This window comes from Streptomyces sp. 71268 (assembly GCF_029392895.1).
Taxonomy (GTDB): Bacteria; Actinomycetota; Actinomycetes; order Streptomycetales; family Streptomycetaceae; genus Streptomyces.
In genome coordinates this window covers 611,338-633,192 of record NZ_CP114200.1, presented here as the reverse complement: position 1 = coordinate 633,192, position 21,855 = coordinate 611,338, and the positions used below count along the sequence as shown (strand labels likewise).

At 75.1% G+C, this 21,855-nt stretch carries 14 protein-coding genes; 7 read left to right on the top strand and 7 right to left on the bottom strand.

The features are described 5' to 3' along the window. Positions 1–42 precede the first annotated feature (42 nt). Both OYE22_RS02255 and OYE22_RS02250 read right to left on the bottom strand, forming a co-directional pair. Positions 43–1,968 carry a peptidoglycan recognition family protein gene (locus OYE22_RS02255; RefSeq protein ID WP_277323946.1) on the bottom strand — a complete coding sequence of 642 codons (1,926 nt, stop codon included), beginning with the start codon at positions 1,966–1,968 and terminating at the stop codon, positions 43–45. Positions 1,969–2,287: 319 nt separating this feature from the next. Continuing rightward, a complete protein-coding gene (locus OYE22_RS02250; protein WP_277318812.1) occupies positions 2,288–3,397 on the bottom strand; it encodes an aminoglycoside phosphotransferase family protein in 1,110 nt (369 codons plus the stop codon). Positions 3,398–3,820: 423 nt separating this feature from the next. Here OYE22_RS02250 and OYE22_RS02245 point away from each other — a divergent pair, with 423 nt between their 5' ends. Then, complete coding sequence (locus OYE22_RS02245) at positions 3,821–5,299, top strand: hypothetical protein (protein ID WP_277318811.1); 1,479 nt, start codon at positions 3,821–3,823, stop codon at positions 5,297–5,299. 324 nt (positions 5,300–5,623) lie between these two features. Here the strand turns inward: OYE22_RS02245 and OYE22_RS02240 are convergent, their stop codons facing one another. Then, positions 5,624–7,081, bottom strand: coding sequence for a SpoIIE family protein phosphatase (locus OYE22_RS02240; RefSeq protein ID WP_277318810.1), 1,458 nt, complete (start codon positions 7,079–7,081; stop codon positions 5,624–5,626). 309 nt (positions 7,082–7,390) lie between these two features. On the opposite strand from OYE22_RS02240, the gene OYE22_RS02235 reads away from it, so the two are divergent. From OYE22_RS02235 to OYE22_RS02220, 4 genes are all read left to right on the top strand, one after another. Continuing rightward, entirely contained in the window at positions 7,391–8,818 is a 1,428-nt protein-coding gene (locus OYE22_RS02235; RefSeq protein ID WP_277318809.1) for a HEAT repeat domain-containing protein, read from the top strand. A gap of 386 nt (positions 8,819–9,204) precedes the next feature. Beyond that, positions 9,205–10,350, top strand: coding sequence for a glycosyltransferase family 1 protein (locus OYE22_RS02230; RefSeq protein ID WP_277318808.1), 1,146 nt, complete (start codon positions 9,205–9,207; stop codon positions 10,348–10,350). Next, positions 10,347–11,657: a glycosyltransferase gene (locus OYE22_RS02225; RefSeq protein WP_277318807.1), complete on the top strand. Its 1,311-nt coding sequence runs from the start codon at positions 10,347–10,349 to the stop codon at positions 11,655–11,657. The genes OYE22_RS02230 and OYE22_RS02225 overlap by 4 nt, the downstream gene beginning before the upstream one ends. A 169-nt stretch (positions 11,658–11,826) precedes the next feature. Beyond that, a complete protein-coding gene (locus tag OYE22_RS02220) occupies positions 11,827–15,441 on the top strand; it encodes a hydantoinase B/oxoprolinase family protein (RefSeq protein ID WP_277318806.1) in 3,615 nt (1,204 codons plus the stop codon). 81 nt (positions 15,442–15,522) lie between these two features. On the opposite strand, the gene OYE22_RS02215 is transcribed toward OYE22_RS02220, so the two are convergent. Beyond that, on the bottom strand, positions 15,523–16,140 hold the full coding sequence (locus tag OYE22_RS02215) for a PadR family transcriptional regulator (protein WP_277318805.1): 618 nt from the start codon (positions 16,138–16,140) through the stop codon (positions 15,523–15,525). Positions 16,141–16,251: 111 nt separating this feature from the next. Between OYE22_RS02215 and OYE22_RS02210 the strand changes: the two genes are divergently transcribed. Further along, a complete protein-coding gene (locus OYE22_RS02210) occupies positions 16,252–17,634 on the top strand; it encodes a carotenoid oxygenase family protein (RefSeq protein ID WP_277318804.1) in 1,383 nt (460 codons plus the stop codon). Positions 17,635–18,019: 385 nt separating this feature from the next. On the opposite strand, the gene OYE22_RS02205 is transcribed toward OYE22_RS02210, so the two are convergent. The 3 genes from OYE22_RS02205 to OYE22_RS02195 form a co-directional block, all read right to left on the bottom strand. Continuing rightward, entirely contained in the window at positions 18,020–18,907 is an 888-nt protein-coding gene (locus tag OYE22_RS02205) for a biotin-dependent carboxyltransferase family protein (protein WP_277318803.1), read from the bottom strand. Next, positions 18,904–19,668, bottom strand: coding sequence for an allophanate hydrolase subunit 1 (locus tag OYE22_RS02200; RefSeq protein WP_277323945.1), 765 nt, complete (start codon positions 19,666–19,668; stop codon positions 18,904–18,906). Before OYE22_RS02200 ends, OYE22_RS02205 begins: the two co-directional genes overlap by 4 nt. 107 nt (positions 19,669–19,775) lie before the next feature. After that, positions 19,776–20,555, bottom strand: coding sequence for a 5-oxoprolinase subunit PxpA (locus tag OYE22_RS02195; RefSeq protein WP_277318802.1), 780 nt, complete (start codon positions 20,553–20,555; stop codon positions 19,776–19,778). 380 nt (positions 20,556–20,935) lie between these two features. Between OYE22_RS02195 and OYE22_RS02190 the strand changes: the two genes are divergently transcribed. Further along, a complete protein-coding gene (locus OYE22_RS02190; protein ID WP_277318801.1) occupies positions 20,936–21,676 on the top strand; it encodes a GntR family transcriptional regulator in 741 nt (246 codons plus the stop codon). The last annotated feature ends 179 nt before the right edge of the window (positions 21,677–21,855 follow it).

Below are 21,855 nucleotides of genomic sequence, written 5' to 3'. Positions count from 1 at the left end.
CATCGGCGCGCCGGGGGCCTTCGCCGCTCCTCTCCCGTCCGGCTACCGGCCCGAGGGCCGCAACGTCACGTCCGCCGCCCGCACGAACGCCACCCGGTGCCCGAACTGGATCTGGTAGTACGTCTCCTCGCCGCGCACCACCTTGTGCCCGGCCGGGTCGAAGGTCGTCGCCCACAGGTACTCGCCCCGGGTGCGCAGCCCCACCGCGTACCGCTGGCCCGCCTTCAGCGCGTACGGCAGCGGCGACACCGCCTGCACCGGCACGCCCTGCGGGTAGGCCGCCGGCTCCGGGTACGCCCGGCCGTAGACCGGCACCTCGCTCCTGCCGGGTCGTGGCGTCACCACCCAGCCGGTGGCGTGCACGGCCGTCGGCTGCCGCGCCGGGTTGTGGAACCACGCGCGCTGGCCCAGGTACCAGATCGCCGTCCAGTCGCCCTCGTGCCCGGCTACCGCGTAGCGCTGGCCGGTGGAGGCGCGGGCGCCGGTGTCGTTGACCCCGGTCGTCGCCGGCGACCCGTCCGGGCGCAGCCCCACGTCCGAGACCAGCGCCGCGTCCGCGCGCGGCGCGGTGTGCAGCCGCACGGCGCCGGAGCCGTGCGGCGCGCACGGCTGACCCGGCTTACCGCAGTCGGTGTAGTCCGGCTGGTGCCGGTCGTAGTCCGGGCGGATGGTGACCAGCCCGCCGTCGGGCCCCGCCGTCTGCCGGAGCGGGGCGCCGAGCAGCCGGAAGTAGTGCGCCCAGTCCCAGTACGGGCCCGGGTCGGTGTGCATGCCCCTGATGGAGGAGGTGACGGTGCCCGGCACGTTGTCGTGGCCCAGGATGTGCTGCCGGTCCAGCGGGATGTCGTACCGCCGGGCCAGGTAGCGCACCAGCCGCGCCGACGACCGGTACATCGCCTCGGTGTACCAGGCGTCCGGCGCCGTCAGGAACCCCTCGTGCTCAAGGCCCACCGACTTGGCGTTGACGTACCAGTTGCCGGCGTGCCAGCCGACGTCCCTGGTCGGCACGTGCTGCGCGATGTGCCCGTCCGAGGCCCGCAGGGTGTAGTGCCAGGAGACGTACGTCGGGTCCTGCACCAGCTTGAGCGCGGTGTCCCAGTACCCCTCCGTGTCGTGCACGATGATGTAGTCGATCCGTTGCGACGCGGGGCGGTCGGCCTTGTCGTGGTTACCGTAGTCGCCGTCCCCCAGCTCCTGGTACGGCGCGGGCACGGACTCGCAGGACACGCCGCGCGGGCACTCGACGTCCGGCCCCCGCTCACCGGCGGGCAGGCCGAGCCGGCGCAGCGTCGCGACGTCCGGGCGCAGCCCGGGGCTCCGGTCGAGCCGCACCCGCTCACCCGCGTCGGTGGTGCGCTGGGCCCCGGTGCGCAGCACCGCGTACACCTCGTCCGCGAACGCCCTGGCCGTCGCGGTGTCGGCTGCCCCGGCGTAGTCGGCGACCGCCGCGTACCAGCGGGCCGGGTCGCGGCTGAGCGGCAGGCCGAGACGTTTCTGCGCGGCGGCGAGCAGCGCCGCGCCACCGTGCACGTTGGCCGTGGGGCTCTCCCGCAGCTCCCGCGCCGGCAACCCGGTCAGATGCCGGGCCCGCTCCAGGGTGCGCAGGCGCGCCGGCAGGTCGTCCGCCACGGGCGGCGCCGGCGGTGCGGGGGCCGCCTTCTTGGGCGCTCGCGCGTCGTCCCCGCGCGGGTCCTCGGCGCCGTGAGCGTGGTGCGTGGCCGAGCGCGGGGCCGAGGCCAGCGCCGTGGCCGCGTCGGTGAGGTGCATCGGCCCGTAGCCACCGCCGACACTGGGCGCGCCCCGGTGTCCGTCCCAGCGGGACTGGAGGTACGAGACGCCGAGCAGCACCTCGCGCGGCACGTCGTAGCGCTCCGCGGCGGCCGTGAACGCCTGCTGGAGGCCGCCGCCGCGCGGCTGGTCGGCCGTGGCCGTGGGGGCCGCGGCCAGCAGGGGGAGGAGCAGGGCGATCGACGCCGAGGCGCTGAGCGCGCGCGATGACGGCCGGGCGCGACGGCCGCCGTGGCCGCTCGCCGCCGCTCGTTTCCGGGTGAATCCTGGCAACCTTGGCAACGCAGCCTCCTCAAGCTGAGCCGTAGCTCCCACGCGGGGTGGCGCGCGGGAGCGATCGGGCGTGCGGGGCTGAACCCACTTAGAGGTAGCCGCTGGCGAGGGGCTCGTCAATCACGTCCGAGCCGGTTTCTCAACTGACCCGTACTCTCGGGCGCGTTGCCCCTGTCGGCGCCGTGTCGCGGTGGCGCCGGCAGGGGCGGTGACGGTCCGCGCCGGCTCAGCGCGTGCCGACCGCGGCGCGCACGGCACGCCGCGCGAGCGCGCAGTCGTCGTGCAGCCGCCGCAACAGCAGTCGCTGCTGCTCACCGGCTCCGGCGCCCGGCTCGCCGGGCGCCGCCGGGGCGGGGTCGCGCATCGTGCGCTGGACGGCCGTCTCGTACATGCGGATCTCCCGGGTCAGCACCAGCATGAGGTTGACCAGGAACGCGTCGCGCGCCGCGCACCCCGCGCTCTGCGCCAACTGGGAGATCTGCCGCCGCGCGAGCGCGGCGTCGGCGCCCACCACCACCCACAGGGTGGCCAGGTCGTAGCCCGGCAGGTACCAGCCCGCGTGGTCCCAGTCGATCAGCGCCGCCCCCGACGGCGTGAACAGCATGTTCGAGAGCACCGCCTCGCCGTGGCAGAACTGCCCCTGCGTCTGCCGGCCCTGGGCCTGCGCGATGCCGCGCAGCAGCTTCTGGAGGTCGCCGATGTCCCGGTCGGTCAGCAGCCCCAGCTCGTGGTAGCGGGCCAGCCGGGCGGCGTAGTCGATGGGAGCGTCGAACAGGCCGGGCGGCGGGCGCCAGGCGTTGACCCGGTGGATCGCGGCGAGCGCGCTGCGCAGGTCGGTGCGCGGCGGCGGCTCGGTCGGATGCCGTTGCAGGGTGGTCACCCGGCCCGGCATGCGCTCCATGACCAGCGTGCAGTTGTCGGGGTCGGCGGCGATGAGCCGTGGTACGCGCACCGGCGGACGGTGCCGTACGAAGGCCCGGTAAGCAGCTATTTCGTGCTGGAACCGGTCCGCCCAGGCCGAGGAGTGGTCGAGCAGGCACTTCGCGACCGCCGTGCTCCGCCCCGTCGTGCCGACCAGGAGCACCGAGCGCCCGCCGCGGCGCAACACCTGGACGGGGTTGAACTCGGGACAGATGCGGTGCACCGCCGCGATGGCCGTCCGGACCCGGGCCCCCTGCGGGCCGGACAGGTCGAGCCTCCCGCTCAGCGGCTGGGGAAGAGCGCCCTCAGCGCGTCGTGCCCGTCCGCCGCGGCTGGGATCGAGGTACGGCCCGCCGCCGGCGTGTGGGCGATGCGGCCGAAGAGGGGCGGACACGGGGGACGGTGCTGTGTACATGGGCGAGACAGATCCCTTCGTGTGCCGGCAAGTGCGTGCGCTCCAGACCCGGGAGGTGACCGCACCCTGGGGAATGCGGACCGCCTGCCGGGCTGGGCCCCGGCGCGCGGACGCGGTGCGCAAGCCCGGTCCAGGGTGGCGCCGCCGTGGCGGGCCCCGGCACTGTCGTGACGGTTCCTGGGAGGGGCCGCGCCGGCTCGGGAGCCGGCACGCCACGCGCCGCTCGGCCACGGAACCCGCGACATCACCGCACGTGGTTGCGTCACCTGAACCCGAGAGCCAGGGGAGGGTGGCGCGTTCCTACAGGACACCCGCGCACGGGTGGCACACCATCTGGCGGACCCTGGCGAACCCTGGCGAATGCTCGCTACCCCCCACCCCTGGGGCTACTGTCAACTCAGCCGAGGAACCTGGGGGCTTGACGTGACGAGGGAACCCAACACCCGTCTTTCGGACCTGTTCGGCCTCGCTGGCTGGTCCAAGGGGGAACTCGCGAGACTCGTGAACCGGCAGGCGGCGGCCATGGGCCATCCGCAACTGGCGACCGACACCTCGCGGGTGCGGCGATGGATCGAGACCGGCGAGACGCCCCGCGATCCCGTACCGAAGGTGTTGGCCGCCCTGTTCACCGAGCGACTCGGTCGTGTCGTGACCATCGAGGACCTCGGATTCGGCCGCCACGGACGCGCGGGCAAAGGACAAGCGCACGACGGTCTGCCCTGGGCGCCCGGGCGTACGGCCCAGGTCCTCACCGAATTCACGGGAATGGACCTCATGTTCAACCGACGCAGCCTGGTGGGCGCGGGTGCCGCGCTCACCGCGGGCTCCGTGCTCAGCAGCGCCATGTACGACTGGCTGCACGCCGATCCCGCCCTGTCAGCCGACGCCCCCTTCCACCCCGGTTCGCACGCCGCCGACCACGCCAGTTTCGACCGCTACGAGGCGGCGCCCGTGGGCTCCGCCGAGATCGAGGCGCTGGAGAAGTCCGTCGACATCTTCCGCGCCTGGGACGCCTCCCGTGGTGGCGGGCTCCAGCGCAAGGCGGTGGTGGGCCAGCTCAACGAGGTGGGCGGCATGCTCGCCTACCATCACCCGCCGCATCTGCAGCGCAGGTTGTGGGGGGTGGCGGCCAACCTGGCGGTCCTGGCCGGGTGGATGTCCCACGACGTGGGCCTTGAGCCCACCGCCCAGAAGTACTTCGTGATCGCCGCCCACGCCGCGCGCGAGGGGGGCGACCGCCCGCGGGCCGGTGAGGCGCTGTCCCGGGCCGCACGGCAGATGGTGCACCTGGGACGGCCCGACGAAGCCCTGGACCTCATGAAGCTGGCCAAGTCCGGCTCCGGCGAGGAGGCACTGCCGCGCACCCGCGCCATGCTGCACACCATCGAGGCGTGGGCACAGGCGTCGATGGGCCGGGGCCAGGCCATGCGCCGCACGCTGGGCGAGGCGGAGGAACTCTTCGTCTCGGACAAGGGCGACGTGCCGCCGCCGAGCTGGATGCAGATGTTCGACGAGGCCGACCTGCACGGCATGCAGGCCCTGGCGTATCGCACGCTCGCCGAGCACGAGCCCGGTGCCGCGGTCGTGGCCCAGCAGCACGCGAAGGAGGCGCTGCGGCTGCGCGTGGGGGGCCGGGAGCGGTCACAGATCTTCGACCACATCTCGATGGCCTCGGCCTGCTTCATCGACGACGAGCCGGAAAAAGGCGACCGTTACGCACGGTTGGCCCTGGTCACCATCGGCGAGACGTCCTCACTGCGCACCTGGGACCGACTGCGCGAGATGTACCGGCTCACCGGCCAGTACGCGAGCCAGGCGCAGATCAGGAACCTGCGGGAGGAGATCAAGGAGGCCCTGCCGCATCGCGGCGGCGAAGGACCGGAGCGCGGCGCCGCCGTCTGACGGCCTGTCGCCGCGACCACTACCCACTCACGAGGCCCTCGTCACGCAGGTCGACGCGGGCCCGCACGCGATGGCCGTCCTCACCAAGGGAGTTGACCCGGAGTCACCCGGGCCCGAGCCCTCCGGTGGGCGGGGTCACGCGCACGCACGGCACGCCGGTCGGCGACGGGTATGCCGCGAGCGGAGCGACCACGGTCGCCGTGGGGCGCCGTGGCGTGAGCAGCGCGCGCCCACCACCGTGCCGGGTCGGGGCGGACGCACGACCGACGGTGTGGTCGTCCGTCGCAGGGGATCCGGCCGTGGCGGTGTGCGGGCGGTGGCGGGTCACGCGTCGGAGCCGATCCGGGTGACGAGGACACACGCGTCGTCCTCGCGCTCCTCGTTGCCGAAGGTCTCGGCGACGGTCCGCACGCACTCCTGTGCCGTACGGGCCGAGGCGAACCGGTCGGCGAGGCGCAGCAGTCGCTCGGCTCCCGTCGCGTCACCGGCCAGTGGGCCACGGGGCGCCAGCCCGTCGGTGTGCAGGACGAGCGTGTCGCCCGGCTCCAGCACCTCGGTGCGCTGGGTGTACGTCGCCCCGGAGGTGGCGCCGAGCAGCACGCCCTCCGGCGGTCGCAGCGACCACCCCGCTCCGCCGCGGAACAGCAGCGGGGCGGGGTGACCGGCCTGGGACCAGGTGAGGGTGTGGGCGCGGGGGTCGTAGAGGGCGCAGATCGCGCTGCCGAGCGCCGGTTGGGGCGCGGCGTCGACCATGTGGTTCAGGAACCCCATCAGCGGGCCCGGCTCCACGCCGGCCACGGCCATCCCGCGCAGCGCGCCGAGCAGTGTGGCCATGCCCGAGGTGGCGGCCACCCCGTGGCCGGTGAGGTCGCCGACGCTGAGCAGGGTGCGCCCGTCGGGCAGGTGGAGGGCGTCGTACCAGTCGCCGCCGATCAGCGCGCTGATGGCGGAGGGGAAGTAGTGGGCCGCGAGGTCGAGTGAGTCCTCGCCCGTCGGGTGCGGCAGGCGCAGCGAGCCGCGCCAGGGCGGGAGGACGGCCTCCTGGAGTTCGACCGCGAGCCGGTGCTCGGTCTGCGCGATGTGCCGCTCGCGCTGGAGGAAGTCGCGGGACTCGCGCACCGCCTGCTGGCTGCGGCGCAGCGCGCTGACGTCGCGCAGCACGGCCCACATGGAGCCGGTGCTTCCGTCGGCTTCGAGGACCGGCTCGCCCATCATGTGCACCGTGCGCTCGCGCGGGCCCGGGCCCAGGATGCGGAACTCGCCGTCGATCGGCGTGCCGTCCACCAGGCAGTCGGTGACCATCGCGGTCAGCGCCGCCTGGTCCGCGGGGTGCACCCAGGAGGGCAGCTCGTCCAGGGAGAGACCGCCGTCGGCCGGCCGCCGCCCGAAGATCTCGTACAGCTCCGGCGACCACGTCACCTCGTCGGTGAGCAGGTTCCACTCGGCGCTGCCGACGCGGCTCAGCAGCGAGCGGTGCTCGGGCTCCGGCGGCGCGGCGGGCCGGCGCTCGTGCGGCGGCGTCTCCTCAAGGTCGGTCGGCACTCCCTCGCGAAGCTGGCCCAGGTGCTCGCCGAGGTCGTCCAGGTGGTGGACGGCTAACTCACACAGGGCGCGTTGCCAGCGGGCGCGCGGATCTTCGAACTGCTCGTCCTCGACCCCGGACCCACGGCGGACGGCGTCCAGGCCGCCGCGCAGCCGGCGGGTCTGCGAGATCAGTGCGTCGAGGGCGCCGCGCTCGGGCGGCTGCGGTGCGGGACGGTCCGCGAAGAGGGGCGACGGCATGGGACGTACTCCGATACAGGCGCGGCGCGACCAGATTGGACGGAAGGGCCGGTGACGACTGTCGCACAGGCTGCGACGGACTGTAAGGGATTTGGCAATACCCGATACGGTGGTGCTCTTGACATATGCCAGCGGCCTTCCGTGGATATGCCGGGCACATTCGCGGAGCGAGGGCTTCCGGGTAGGCTGCGGCGCTCGGGACGCGTGGCCGCTGCCGTTCATCAGGCATACCGGCGCGGACATCGGCAAGAATGCCGATCGAAGGAAATCCCGTTGCCAGTCCAACCCCCCGCCCCGGATGCTGACCTCATGTTCGATCCAGACATAGCGCCCAGCGGCTCCCTACTCGGCCTCCTCCAGCGAGGCCGCGGTGACGGGACCCTGCACGCCCTCGCGGCACCGCGAGCCGAGGCGCTCGAAGCGCTGCACCACTGCGTGCTGCGCGATCCACGCCGCGACTGGCAGGTGGAGAACCGCTCGCTGTACTACGCCAGGCTCTGCGTGGACCTCGACGGCGGACTTGAAGAGATCGAACAACACCTCTTCCACCCGGACGACCTCCTCGACACCGCCGAGGAGCGCACCGGGCTCGCCCTCGCCGTCCTCGGCCACCTCGCCTCGTACGGGCGCGATGACGCTCTGCACCTGCTGCGCCGGTACGCGGCGACGGGCGGTAACTGGCAGTGGGCCCTCGACGAGCTGGCGCTGCGGGACGACGACAGCGGGCTGCGCGCCCTCAGCGGCCTGGTGCTGGCCCGCTTCCCGCACACCCCCGAGGGGGAGGCCGCGCTCGCGACGGCGGCCAGGGACGCCTTCGAGCCGCGCCCCTGGCGGCTGTGGGCGGAGGACACCTCCGAGCCGGGGAACGCCGCCCGGGTGCGCGCCGCCCTGGAAAGCGGCTGCTTCGACCGCTGGCAGCGACAGCTGAGGCCGACCGGGCCACGGCCGGGCTGGAGCGTACGGGAAGTGCTCGACTGGGCCCAGCAGGGCCAGGACCAGCACCCCACCCAGGACCGGCAGGGGCCGGCCGCCCGGTGCCTGACGGCCGTCGCCGGACCCGACGACCACCCGGCGATCGTCGCCGCGGCCACCCACGGCCCCGACGCCGCGCGCGCCACCGCCCTGCGGTACCTGGCCGAACAGCACGCCCCCGAGTCGCTCGCCCTCATCGAGGCGGCGGCCGAGTCCCCCTCGTCCCTGGTGGCCGACGCGGCCATCGGCGCCTTCGAGCGCATGCGCAGCAACGCCTCGCTGGTCAGAGCCCGAAGCTGGGCGCGTCGCGACGACGCGCTCGGCGCCGCCGCCGCCTCGCTCCTCGCCCGCAGGGGCGGCCAGCGCGACGCCACCGTGGTGCTGAGCGCGCTGCGCCGCGTGGTGCGCACCGAGGGTCCCGACGCCGCGCCACTGTGGGACCTGGTGGACGGCGCGGGCCGGCTCACCATCGCCTGCGCGGCGCCGGTGCTGCGCCACATCTACCGCGAGACCTCGTCATCGCAGCTCCGTGGCAGGGCGGCGCGCGCCCTGGCGGCCACCGACCCGTCCTTCGCGGCCGGGTTCGCGGTGGAGTGCCTGTGGGACTGCGAGGAGACGACCCGCGAACTCGCCGCCCGGCACGCGGCCACGGCCGACTCCCGCGTCGTGGACCAGTTGCGCCGGCTCGCGGCGGACCCGGCCGAGGAGGCCGAGGTGCAGACCGCCGTGCGCAGCCGGATCGACCCGGACACGGCCTCCCTCTGACCGCCCGGCCCGCCCGGCACCGGCCCTCGCCGTACTGACCGCGAGCGATCGGCGACGCGGCCACGGCGCGCGACCGCCCCGAGGCCCGTACGAGCACCCACGCCGTACGCCCCCGCTACGCGCGTTGACGCGCCCGCGCGCTTCGTGCCCAGCCCTGAACGGCCCCTGGGTGCGCGCCCCGAACCGCGCGTGTCGCGGGCCCAGCGGGCGGGGGCGTGGCGTCGGGCCGGCGGGGGTGGCGGGCCGGTGTGCCGGGGGCGTTTTCCGGACAGACCCGTCCGGCAGGGCAGAACCCGCCCCCACCAGCGGCGAACGCTCATGGGACGTTTCCTGATCGGAAAGATCCACGTGGCCCGGGTCACGTTCCGCGCGCCGACAACACCGGTATGCGTGTCGCCATCGTCACCGAATCCTTTCCCCCCGACATCAACGGCGTCTCCCACTGCGCCCTGCAGACCGCCCAGCACCTCGCCCGGCGCGGTCACCAGCCCCTGGTCCTCGCCCCGGCCGGGGCGCACGACTGTCCGGCGGACAGCGACGGCACCCACCCCTACCCGGTCGTCCGCGTCCCCTCGCTGCCGCTGCCCGGCTACCCACAGGTGCGCGTCGCCCTGCCCAGCCGCCGGCTCGCCGCCACCCTGACCGCGCACCGAGCCGACCTCGTCCACCTGGCCAGCCCGTTCATCCTCGGCGTACGCGGCATGGCCGCGGCGACCCGGCTGGGGGTCCCCGCCGTCGCCGTCTACCAGACCGACATCGGCGGCTACGCCCGTACCTACCTCGGCACCGGCGAGTCCGCCGCCTGGCGCCGGATACGGGCCGTGCACGCCGCCGCCGACCGTACCCTCGCCCCCTCCACCGCCGCCGCCCGCGACCTGGCCGAGCACGGGGTGCCACGGATCGCGCTGTGGCCACGCGGCGTCGACACCACCCGCTTCCGCCCCGCCCTGCGCGATCCGGAACTGCGCCGCGGCCTGGCCCCGGGTGGCGAGCTGATCGTCGGCTACGTCGGCCGACTGGCGCCCGAGAAGTGCGTCGAGCTGCTCGCCCCGGTGGCCGCCGTGCCCGGCGTGCGACTGGTCGTGGTCGGCGACGGGCCGAGCGCTGCCGGGCTGCGCGCGACGCTGCCCGGGGCCCGGTTCCTCGGCCGGCGCACCGGCGACGAACTCGCGCGCCTCTTCGCCTCGTTGGACGTCTTCGTACACACCGGGCCGCAGGAGACGTTCTGCCAGACCGTGCAGGAGGCACAGGCCAGTGGCGTGCCGGTGGTCGCCCCCGCCGTGGGTGGACCGGTCGACCTGATCACGCACGGGCGCACCGGGTTGCTGGTGCCGCCGGGCGACCCGGCCGCCGTGCTCGACGCGGTCGCGCTGTTGGCCGAATCGCCACGGCTGCGAGCCGACCTGGGGCGAGCCGGACGCGCCGCCGTGGAGGGGCGCACCTGGGATGTGGTGGGCGACCTCCTGCTCGACCACTACGCCGAGGTCCTGGCCGAGCGCACGGGGCGGGTCGTGGAGGGCAGGGCGGCATGACGGAACTCAGCTCCCCCCGGCACGCCCCGGCCCCCTCGGCTCCCGCACCCGGGCCGTCCGCCCCGCCCCGTACGCATCCCGAACGCCCGCTGCGCATCGTGCGGCTCGCCAACTTCGTCACCCCGACCTCCGGCGGGCTGCGCACCGCGCTGCGCGAACTCGGCGCCGGCTACCAGGCCGCGGGCCACGAACCGGTCCTGGTCATCCCCGGCGAGCGGGCCTCCGACGAGGCCACCGCGCAGGGGCGGGTGATCACCGTCCCCGGTCACGAACTGCCCGGCACCGGCGGCTACCGGGTGCTCACCGGCCGACGCCACCTGGCCCGACTCCTTGAGCGCCTCGCCCCGGACCGCCTTGAGGTCTCGGACCGCACCACGCTGCGGTGGACGGGGGAGTGGGCCAGAGCGGCCCGCGTGCCCGCGGTCATGGTCTCCCACGAGAGCGCCGACGCCGTGCTGCGCACCTGGGGCGTCCCACCGGCCGCCGCGGGCTACGCCGCCGACCGGCTGAACCTGCGCACGGCGCGGGCGTACGCGCGCGTGGTGTGCACGACGGAGTGGGCCGCGCGGGAGTTCGTACGGCTCGGCGTGCGCAACCTGGTCCGCGCCCCGCTCGGCGTCGACCTGGAGAAGTGCCACCCCGCCTGGTACAGCGCCGCGCTGCGGGCCCGCCATGTGAGCGGGGCGACGACGCTCCTGGTGATGTGCTCGCGGCTGTCGCCGGAGAAGCGGCCGGGGCGCGCCCTGGACACGGTGGCCGCGCTGCGCCGGCGCGGGGTGGCCGCGCATCTGGTGGTGGCGGGCGACGGACCGCTGCGCCCCCGGCTGGCCGAACGCGCCCGTGCCGAGAGGTTGCCGGTCACCTTCCTGGGCCACGTGGCGCACCGGGCGGAGCTGGCCGCCTGGCAGGCGAGCGCCGACGTGGTGCTGGCGCCCGGGCCGGCCGAGACGTTCGGGCTCGCCGCGCTGGAGGCGTTGGCCTGCGGTACGCCGGTGGTGGTCAGCGCCTCGTCGGCGCTGCCTGACATCGTTGACAGGGCGGGCGTCAGCGCCGCCGACGACGGCGCGGCCTTCGCGGACGCCGTCGAGGACGTGCTGGCCCGCCCGGAAGTGGCCCGCCGCGAGGCCGCGCGGGCGCGCGCCGAGGAGTTCGGCTGGCCGATCGCGGTGGCCGCCTTCCTGGCCGCGCACGACGCGCCGCCGTCGGCCCCGCCGGCCCCGTCGGCCCCGTCGGAGCTGGCGCCCACCGCCGACGCCGTGGTCGCGGCGGCACCGGCGCCCAAGCCGTCGGGGACAGGCGGCTCATGACGACGCGGTGGGCGCCCGGCGGGCCACCCGCGGCGCCCCCCGACCCCGGCGCCCCGGCCGGCTCCGGCACCCCGGCCCACCCCGGCACCTCGACCGGCCGCGACATCGCGGCCGGCCGGGGCCGGCCGCGTACCCGCTCCGTACCGCCCCGCGCTGCGACAATGCGAGGATGACGACGGGACGCTGGGAGTTCTGGATCGATCGGGGCGGCACCTTCACGGACGTGGTGGGCAGGCGGCCGGACGGGCGCCTGGTGACCAGGAAGCTGCTGTCGCACCACCCCGAGCGGACGCGGGACGCGGCCGTCGCCGGCATCCGCGACACGCTCGGCCTCGCCCCCGGGCAGCCGCTGCCCGCCGAGCGGATCGCCGTCGTCAAGATGGGCACCACCGTGGCCACCAACGCCCTGCTCGAACGCTCGGGCGAGCCCACCGTCCTGGTGGTGACCGAGGGGTTCCGGGACGCGCTGCGCATCGCGTACCAGAACCGGCCGCGCATCTTCGACCGGCACATCGTGCTGCCCGAGGCGCTCTACGCCCGCGTGATCGAGGTCCCCGAGCGGATCGGCGCGCACGGGGAGGTGGTGCGGCCGCTGGAACTGGAGGCCGTGCGGCGGGAGCTGCGGGCCGCCCACCGCGACGGCCTGCGCGCCGCCGCCGTCGTCCTCACCCACGGCTACCGGTACCCGCGGCACGAGCGGGCCGTCGGCGCCGTGGCCCGGGAGGCCGGCTTCGCCCAGGTGAGCTGTTCGCACGAGGTGAGCCCGCTGATGAAGCTGGTGCCGCGCGGCGACACCACCGTCGTCGACGCGTACCTCTCGCCCATCCTGCGACGCTACGTCGAGGAGGTGGCCGGCGAACTGCGCGGCATCCGGCTGATGTTCATGCAGTCCAACGGCGGGCTGCGGGAGGCGGCGCACTTCCGTGGCAAGGACGCGGTGCTCTCCGGGCCCGCCGGTGGCGTCGTCGGCATGGCCCGCTCGGCGGCCGAGGCCGGCCACGAGCGCGTCATCGGCTTCGACATGGGCGGCACCTCCACCGACGTGTCGCACTACGCCGGCGAGTTCGAGCGGGTCTACGGCACCGAGGTGGCCGGCGTGCGGATGCGGGCCCCGATGACGAACATCCACACCGTCGCCGCGGGCGGCGGCTCCCTCCTGCGCTTCGACGGCCAGCGCTACCGGGTCGGCCCCGACTCCGCCGGCGCGGTGCCCGGCCCCGCCTGCTACCGCCGCGGCGGGCCGCTGACCGTCACCGACGCCAACGTGATGCTCGGCCGCCTCCAGGCCGACCACTTCCCCGCCGTCTTCGGGCCGCACGCCAACCAGTCGCTGGACGTGGCGGCCGTGCGCGAGGGGTTCGCGGCGCTGGCCGCCGAGATCACCGCCGCGACCGGCGACCGCCGAGGCCCCGAACAGGTCGCGGCCGGCTACCTCGACATCGCCGTCCTCAACATGGCCACCGCCGTCAAGAAGATCTCCGTACAGCGCGGCCACGACGTCACCCGGTACGCGCTGACCACCTTCGGCGGCGCCGGCGGCCAGCACGCCTGCGCCGTCGCCGACGCGCTCGGCATCAACACCGTCATCGTCCCGGCGCTGGCCGGCGTGCTCTCCGCGTACGGCATCGGGGTGGCCGACGCCACCGCGATGCGCGAGGCGGCCGTCGAGGTCCGCGTCGACGACCCGGCGGGCATGGACCGGGTGCGCTCGGTCAGCGCGGAACTGGCCGAGCGCACCCGGGCGGAGCTGGCCGCCGACGGCCTGCCCAGCGAGGCGATCACCACCGCGACCCGGGTCCACCTGCGGTACGCCGGCACCGACTCGACCATCGCCGTGCCGCTGGCCGACGCCGCGGCGATGACGGCCGACTTCGAGCGCGCGCACCGCGCCCGCTACGCCTTCACCACGGACAAGCCGCTGGTCGCGGAGGCCGTCGCGGTCGAGGCCCGGTGCGCGGCGGCGCCCGCCCACGTGAGCACCGGACCCACCGCGCACCAGGACGCGGCGGGGCCGGCCGAACCGCCGCCGACCGTCCGGATGTTCGCCGGCGGCCGCTGGCGGCCGACGCGCCTGTACCGGCGCGCCGACCTGCGCCCGGGCGACACGCTCAGCGGGCCCGCCCTCGTCGTGGAGGCGGACGCCACCACCGTCGTCGAGCCGGACTGGCGGGCCAGCATCGGCGAGCGGGGACACCTGCTGCTGAACCGGGCGCGCCCGCGGCCGCGCACCGTCGCGGCGGGCACCGACGCCGACCCGGTCCTCCTGGAGGTCTTCAACAGCCTCTTCATGGCGATCGCGGAGCAGATGGGGGTGCGCCTGGAGAACACCGCCCACTCGGTCAACATCAAGGAGCGCCTCGACTTCTCCTGCGCCCTCTTCGACGCCGAGGGCAACCTGATCGCCCACGCCCCGCACATCCCGGTGCACCTGGGCTCGATGGGCGAGTCGATCAAGGAGGTGCTGCGGCGCAACGCCGGCGCGATGCGCCCGGGCGACGTCTACGCGATCAACGACCCGTACCACGGGGGCACCCACCTGCCCGACGTCACCGTGGTCACGCCGGTCTTCGACGACGCCGGGCCGCGGCTGCTGTTCCTCGTCGCCTCGCGCGGCCACCACGCCGACATCGGCGGCAGCACCCCCGGCTCGATGCCCGCCTTCAGCCGCACCATCGAGGAGGAGGGCGTCCTCTTCGACAACTGGCTGCTGGTGCGCGGCGGCGAGCTGCGCGAGCGCGAGACGCGCCACCTGCTCACCTCGGCCCGCTACCCCTCCCGCGCGCCGGAGACCAACCTCGCCGACCTGCGGGCCCAGATCGCCGCCAACGAGAAGGGCGTCGGTGAACTGCGCCGCGTGATCGACCAGTTCGGCCTCGACGTCGTACACGCCTACATGGGGCACGTGCGGGCCAACGCCGAGGAGTCGGTGCGCGCCATCATCGCCGGCCTGCGCGACGGTTCGTACCGCTACGAGACCGACAGCGGCGCCGTCATCCAGGTCGCGCTGCGCGTCGACCACCGCACGCGCGGCGCCGTCGTGGACTTCGCCGGCACCTCCGCGCAGCAGCCGGGCAACGCCAACGCGCCAAGCTCGGTGGTCATGGCCGCGGTGCTCTACGTCTTCCGCACCCTGGTCGCACACGACATCCCGCTCAACAGCGGCTGCCTGGCCCCGCTCGACGTGCGCATCCCCGCGGGCTCCATGCTGGCCCCGACGTACCCGGCGGCCACCGTCGCGGGCAACGTGGAGACCTCGCAGGCGGTCACCGGCGCGCTGTACGGGGCGCTTGGCGTGCAGGCCGAGGGCTCGGGGACGATGAACAACATCACCTTCGGCAACGACCGGGTGCAGTACTACGAGACGCTGGCCAGCGGGTCAGGGGCCGGCGACGGCTTCGCCGGCGCCGACGCGGTCCAGACCCACATGACCAACTCCCGGCTGACCGACCCCGAGGTGCTCGAATGGCGCTACCCGGTGCGCGTGGAGTCCTTCGCCGTGCGACGGGGGAGCGGCGGGCGGGGCCGCTGGAGCGGCGGCTGCGGGGTGACCCGGCGCGTGCGCTGCCTCGAACCGATGACGATCGCCCTGCTCACCGGCCACCGCAGGGTCGCCCCCTACGGCATGGCCGGCGGCGAGCCGGGCTCCCTCGGGGTCAACCTGCTGGAGCGCGCCGACGGCAGTGTGCGCACGCTGGCCGGGTGCGACGTGGTGGAGGCGGCGGCGGGCGACGTCCTGGTGGTGCACACGCCGGGCGGCGGCGGCTACGGGAGGCCCGAGGAGTAGCCCCCACGGGATCGCCCCGGAGTCGGTGAACTGTGGGTGTCCGCAGGCCGTCCCCCGACACCTGGGCACGGGGGCCTCCGATCACCGCTCGTCGTCCGCCTCGGTCACCGCAACGCGCGGGTCCACCACGTCGGCGCCGCGCTCGGCGACCCGTGACCAGAAGTCGATGGCCATCCGCTCGAACCGCAGGCCGTACGCCAGGGCGGCGGCCTGCGGGGGCTGGAATGTCAGGCCGAGCCCGGGAGGGTCCGCCGGGGGCTCGCCCCGGGCCGGGGCCGTGGCGAGGATCGTCTCGTACTCGGCGAGCTTGCGGCGGTGCGCCTGGAGTTGCTGCTCGGCCAGGCGTCGCACCTGGTCCGCGCCGGACGGGCCGTCCTGCTGGAAGTAGAGCCGCAACAAGCCCTCGTCGTGGATCTCCGTGGGTCGGTCCGCCGGGCCCGTGAGCCACGTGGCGAGCAGGTCCCGCCCGGCCGGGGTCAGCGACAGCGTCCGGCGCCGGCGCCCCGAGTCCTCCCGTTCCTCCACGACGAGCCCGTGGCGTACGAGCCGGGCCGCCTCCGCGTAGATCTGGGACCTGGGGAAGGCCCAGAAATGTCCGATGCTCTGCTGGATCTCGCGGTCGAGCGCGTATGGCGTCGCGGAACCCGACTGCGCGAGGAGGCCGAGCACGACGTAGGCGCTGGCGGAGAACGTTGGCATCCCTTGCCCCGATCCGGACGGTCTGAACCTCAGCATTGCACGCGCGACGCCGGGAGTTGGAGCATCTGAACAGTACACATTGCACCGTCACATCTGACGATCGGAGTTCCGATGAGCGCCGCGCCCCACAGCCCCTACCTGAACGGCAACTTCGCCCCCGTCGCCGACGAGGTCAGCGTCGACGACCTGCCGGTGACCGGGGTGCTGCCCCCCGAACTGAACGGCCGCTACCTGCGGATCGGCCCCAACCCCACGGCGCCCGAGGAGACCGGTCGGGGCCACCACTGGTTCGTCGGGCGGGGCATGGTGCACGGCGTCCGCCTGCGCGAGGGGCGCGCCGAGTGGTACCGCAACCGGTTCGTGCAGGGTGACGTGCCCGAGGACTCGCCCAACACCAACATCCTGGCCCAGGGCGGCCGGCTCCTCGCGCTCGTCGAGGGCGGCGGGGCACCGGTGTCGATCGCCCCCGACCTGGACCGGATGGCGACCTGGGACGCCGACGGGGCGTTACGGGCCGGCTTCACCGCCCATCCGAAGACCGATCCGGTGACCGGCGAGACGCACGCCGTCAACTACCTGATCAGGCCCGGCGCCGAGCACCTGCGCTACGTCGTCCTGGACGCCACCGGAAAGGCGACGCACGCCGCCGAACTGCCCGTCTCCGGGGTGCCGATGATCCACGACATGGCGCTGACCGCCACCCGGGTCGTGGTGCTCGACCTGCCGGTCTCCCTGTCACCGGACGCCGTCGGCCGCCTGGCGGCGGGCGCACCGGAGACCGGTGACGCGCTCCCGATGCGCTGGAACGAGGAGCGCCCCTCGCGGGTGGGAGTGCTGCCGCGCGGTGGCACGGCCGGGCAGGTCACCTGGTGCGAGGCGCCGCGCTGCTACGTCTTCCACGTCCTCAACGCGTACGACGTGCCGGGCGGTTCGATCGTCGTGGACGTGGTCCGCTACGACACGGTCTTCCGCGACGTGTTCGGCGGGCCCGCCGACGGGCTGCCCGCCCTGGCCCGCTGGACCATCGACCCGGGCCGGGGGACCGTCTCCGAGCAGATCATGTCCGACCGCGGCGTCGAGTGGCCCCGGATCAACGGGGAGTGGCTCGGGCGCCCGCACCGCTACGGCTGGTTCGGCGGCGTCGGCCCCACCAGCCTGCGCCTGTCCGACGACGTCAACCGCGACCTCGGCGGCAGCTTCGAACCCGGCCCCCTGGTCAAGTTCGACACCACGACCGGCGAGGCGTCGACGCACCACTTCGGGGCCGGGCGCGTGACCCAGGAGCCGACGTTCGTGGCGCGACCCGGCGCCAGAACCGAGGACGACGGCTGGATTCTCTCGGTCGTCCACGACGGCAACACCGACCGTGGCGAACTGGTCGTGCTCGACGCCGCCGACGTCGCGGCGGCTCCCGTGGCACGCGTCCACCTGCCGCGACGTGTCCCCTTCGGGTTCCACGGCAACTGGATAGCCGACGACGAGATCGGCGGGTGACCGTCAGCTGGCGGCCGACCACGGGAGGCCGGATGGGCTCCGCGCGGACTCGGTGCGCGGAGCCCATCGGCGGCGATGGCCGGCCCGGGCTCGTCGCCTGGCGGCGACTGCCGTGTGGGCTCGGGGGCCGGCGCCGCACGGTGCCTGGCACCGCGCGTGTGGCCGTCCCCCGCACACGGGCCGTTCCACCCTCCCTGGATGCCCCCTGGGAAGCGCCGCCGACGGCGGCTCCCTTCCCCATCCACGGCCAAGCGTCGCGGGACGTATCCGTATCGACAAATCCTTAGAGCCGTTTGAAAGGGTCAGCCACCAGGCCCGGACGACATGTCGACCGCCGGCCCGCACGGCGCCGGCCGCTCCCGTACGAAGCGGCCCGTAACCCCCTTCAGCCGCGTGCCCCCGAGCGCGCCCGACGGGGCACGAAGCGCACCGGCGTGCCCGGCACGGCCTGCGCCGCCGAGGCCAACCAGCGCTCGGGAACGACCCCGATCATCGGGTAGCCGCCGGTCGTCGGGTGGTCGTGCAGGAAGAGCACCGGCCGGCCGTCCGGCGGCACCTGGAGCGCGCCGAGCGCCATGCCCTCGCTGGGCAGCTCGCCCTCCCGCGCGCGTTCCAGCGCCGGCCCTTCGGTACGCAGCCCGATCCTGTTGCTCGCGGGGGAGACGGCGTACGCGGCGCGGCCCAACGTGCGCAGCGCCCGCGCCGTGAACCACGCGTCGCGCGGGCCGAGCAGCACGGGCAGCACCAATTCGCGCACCGGCCCGGGGGCCGGCGCCGCGTCCAGGCGCGGGGCCGCGTCCGTCGGCGGGCCGAGTCGCAGCACGTCCCCGTCGGCGAGCGGGTCGGGCCCGAGCCCGGAGAGCACGTCGGTGGCGCGGCTGCCGAGCACGGGGGTCGCGTCGACGCCGCCGGCGAAGGCGAGGTAGCCGCGCACCCCGTGGGTGGCGGCGCCGATGTCCAGCACGGCCCCGGCCGGCAGCCGGATCGGCGCGCCCCACGGGGCGGGCCGGCCGTTCACCCGGACCGGACAGGGCGCTCCGGTGACGGCGGCGGTGACGGCCCGGTCCACGCGCACGGCGCAGCCGGTGAGCGTCGTCTCCAGGGTCGCGGCCTGCTCCGGGTTGCCCACCAGGCGGTTGGCGAGCCGGTGCGCGGGCTCGTCCAGCGCGCCCGAGCGCGGCACGCCCAGGTGCGCGTGGCCGGCGCGCCCCAGGTCCTGCACGGTGGTGAGCGCCCCGGATCGCACCACCTCCAGGATGGCGAACCCGCTCATCGGCGCGCCCCGTTCACCGAGGGGCGTCGGTCGGGCGCCGGCAGGTCGGCCACGGGCCGCGCGGGGGCGCCGCCGGGCGGCACGGCGCCGTCCTCGTGCGCGGGGTGGCGGTCGCCACACGGTACAAAGCGGACCCGGGTACCGGGAGCGAAGAGCGCCACGGGGTCGCGGGTGGCGTCCCAGAGCACCGCGTCCGAGGTCCCGATGAGCTGCCACCCGCCGGGCGACGGCCGCGGGTAGACGCCGGTGTAGGGGCCGGCGAGGGCGAGGGAGCCGGTGGGGACGCGGGTGCGCGGGGTGTCGCGGCGCGGCACGTGGTAGCGGCTGGGCAGCCCGGTCAGATAGCCGAAGCCGGGCGCGAAGCCGCAGAAGGCGACGCGGAACTCGGTGCCGGAGTGGATGCGTACGACCTCGTCGGGCGTGACGCCCCACAGCTTCGCGACCTCGGCCAGGTCCGGGCCGTCATAGCGCACCGGGATCTCCACGGCCGTCCCCTGGCCACGGGTGGGCGCGGGGATGTGCCAGCGGGCGGCCAGCGCCGCGGTGCGCGCGGGGTCGGCCAGGCCGTCGAGGAGTACGGTGCGGGCGGCGGGCACGACGTCCCGCACGGCGGGCAGCTCCGCTGTGCCGAGCCGCCGCAGCACCTCGGCGTGCAGGGCCTCCACCGCCTCGTCGGAGTCCACCTCGAGCAGCAGGGCGTTCTCCCCCACGGGCAGGCCGCGTACGGCGAAGCCGGCGCGGTCCGGCGCCTGGTGCGGCATGCCGGCCACCTCCTCGATGTGCCGGGCGTGCTCGGCCTCGGGTACCGGGGTCGGCCCGCTGTTTCCCGTGGTCGGGTGCGTCGTGGGCGCGTGCGGCGCGTGTTCCCTCACGCGAACGCCCTGAACCCGACCCCGGCGGCGGCCAGTTCGGTCCGTACCCGGCGGGCGGTCGCCGCCGCGCCCGGGGTGTCGCCGTGCAGGCACAGCGACCGCGCTTGCACGGCGACCTGATCCCCGTCGATGGTGGTCACGGCGTGGTCGCGGGCGATCGTCAACGACCGTTTGACCACGGCGTCGGGATCGTCGATGACCGCCCCGGGGGTGCCGCGCGGCACCAGCGTGGCGTGCGCGGTGTAGGCGCGGTCGGCGAACGCCTCGGGAACGGCCGGCAGTTCGGCCGCCGTGGCCGCCGCGAGGAGCAGCGAGCCGGGCAGCCCGAGGACGGGCAGCGGCGCGTCGCTCGCCAGGCGTACGCCGTCCACCACGGCGGCCGCCTGCTGCTCGTCGCGCACGCACCGGTTGTAGAGCGCGCCGTGCGGCTTGACGTAGGCCACCCGGGCGCCGGCGGCGCGCGCGAAGACGTCCAACGCGCCGATCTGGTACGCGACCTCGTCGGCCAGCTCGCGCGGCGGTACGTCCATGGCGCGCCGCCCGAAGCCGGCCAGGTCGCGGTAGGAGACCTGGGCGCCGATCACCACGCCGCGCTCGGCGGCCAGCTCGCACACCCGCCGCATGGTCGACGGGTCGCCGGCGTGGAAGCCGCAGGCGACGTTGGCGCTGGTGACGACGGAGAGCAGGGCCTCGTCGTCGGTCAGGTGCCAGCGGCCGAAGCCCTCCCCGAGATCGGCGTTGAGGTCGATCACAGGTCGGTCCGCGTCGTCGGTCATGTCCGTCCGTTCGGGCAGGCGCGCCGTGCGGCGCGCGGCGTCGTGGCAGGGGCGGGCGCCGGGGCGTGGCCGCTGGCGCGCGGGGCGGGAGCCGGGGGTGGCCGGCGGACTGGGCGCCGGCGACGCCACGCTCCCCGCCGCGCGCGGAGCCTGACGCCGTGGACCGGTCGACCCGCATCCGTAGAACTCTCCGCTGTCGTGCAACCGGGCCGACCGGCCGACACTCAACGTAGACGATTGTTGAACGATCCGACAAGGGATTGTTGTGATCGCGGGTCCGTCTCGGCTTGACTTCTGTCGCGCCGAGCCGAGCGCCGGCGCGCTCAACAGGGCAGACGCGGCCATCCCACGATGGTCGCACCGGGCGAGGGAGAACACGCGTGACAAGCGGTGCGGACGAACGGCTCACGGCAGTGATCGACGTCTCCAGGCTGGAGACCGACCGGCTGCTGCTCGGGCGCACGAGCACCGCGGAGCGGGTGGCCGACGTGCTGCGCGACCGCATCGCCGAGGGCTTCTTCCCGCCCGGCACCAAGCTCTCCGAGGACAGCATCAAGGGGGCCCTCGGCATCTCGCGCAACACCCTCCGGGAGGCGTTCCGGCTGCTGACCCGCGAACGTCTGCTGGTGCATGAGCTGAATCGCGGAGTGTTCGTACGCGTCGTGACGGTCGAGGACCTCGGCGACATCTACCGGGTTCGCACGTTGGTGGAGTGCGCGGCGGTACGCAGCGTGGGCGAGCCCCCGTACACGGGCGCGGTCGCCGAGGCGATGCGGGCGATCGAGGCGGCCGTCGTCGCTGGCGAGGAGGCCGCGCGCGGGCGCGCCTGGCAGGACCTCTCCACCGCCAACATCCGCTTCCACCAGGGCATCGTCGCCCTGGCGGGCAGCCCCCGGACGAACGATCTGATGCGCGGCGTGCTCGCCGAACTCCGCCTGGTCTTCCACGTGATGGCCGACCCACGCCGCTTCCACGCGCCCTATCTGACCCGTAACAGGCAGGTCTGGGAGGCGCTGGACGCGGGCCGCGTCGCGGAGGCCGAGGCCCTCCTCGCCGACTACCTGGCGGACTCCCGCAGCCAGCTCTCGGGGGCGTACGCCCAGCAGATGGCGACCGACTGACCCGCGCCGACCCGCGGTCGGGCCCGGTCAAGCGGGCCCTGGCGGCCGCCGCGTGACCGCCGGGGCGGGCGCGCCGGCCGGCCGCCGGCGGGGTGTGGGGTGGCGGTGCCCAGGCGTGGCGGCGGGCTGCCGCGAGCCGCCGTGCGCGGCCGACGCGGCGGGGCGAGCGGGTGGTGGCG

What these genes read in the sequence shown, in the direction of transcription:
- OYE22_RS02250 (WP_277318812.1), bottom strand. Translation starts at nt 3,397, where the DNA reads ATGTACACAGCACCGTCCCCCGTGTCCGCCCCTCTTCGGCCGCATCGC.
- OYE22_RS02240 (WP_277318810.1), bottom strand. Translation starts at nt 7,081, where the DNA reads ATGCCGTCGCCCCTCTTCGCGGACCGTCCCGCACCGCAGCCGCCCGAG.
- OYE22_RS02235 (WP_277318809.1), top strand. Translation starts at nt 7,391, where the DNA reads ATGTTCGATCCAGACATAGCGCCCAGCGGCTCCCTACTCGGCCTCCTC.
- OYE22_RS02230 (WP_277318808.1), top strand. Translation starts at nt 9,205, where the DNA reads ATGCGTGTCGCCATCGTCACCGAATCCTTTCCCCCCGACATCAACGGC.
- OYE22_RS02225 (WP_277318807.1), top strand. Translation starts at nt 10,347, where the DNA reads ATGACGGAACTCAGCTCCCCCCGGCACGCCCCGGCCCCCTCGGCTCCC.
- OYE22_RS02220 (WP_277318806.1), top strand. Translation starts at nt 11,827, where the DNA reads ATGACGACGGGACGCTGGGAGTTCTGGATCGATCGGGGCGGCACCTTC.
- OYE22_RS02215 (WP_277318805.1), bottom strand. Translation starts at nt 16,140, where the DNA reads ATGCCAACGTTCTCCGCCAGCGCCTACGTCGTGCTCGGCCTCCTCGCG.
- OYE22_RS02210 (WP_277318804.1), top strand. Translation starts at nt 16,252, where the DNA reads ATGAGCGCCGCGCCCCACAGCCCCTACCTGAACGGCAACTTCGCCCCC.
- OYE22_RS02205 (WP_277318803.1), bottom strand. Translation starts at nt 18,907, where the DNA reads ATGAGCGGGTTCGCCATCCTGGAGGTGGTGCGATCCGGGGCGCTCACC.
- OYE22_RS02200 (WP_277323945.1), bottom strand. Translation starts at nt 19,668, where the DNA reads ATGCCGCACCAGGCGCCGGACCGCGCCGGCTTCGCCGTACGCGGCCTG.
- OYE22_RS02195 (WP_277318802.1), bottom strand. Translation starts at nt 20,555, where the DNA reads ATGACCGACGACGCGGACCGACCTGTGATCGACCTCAACGCCGATCTC.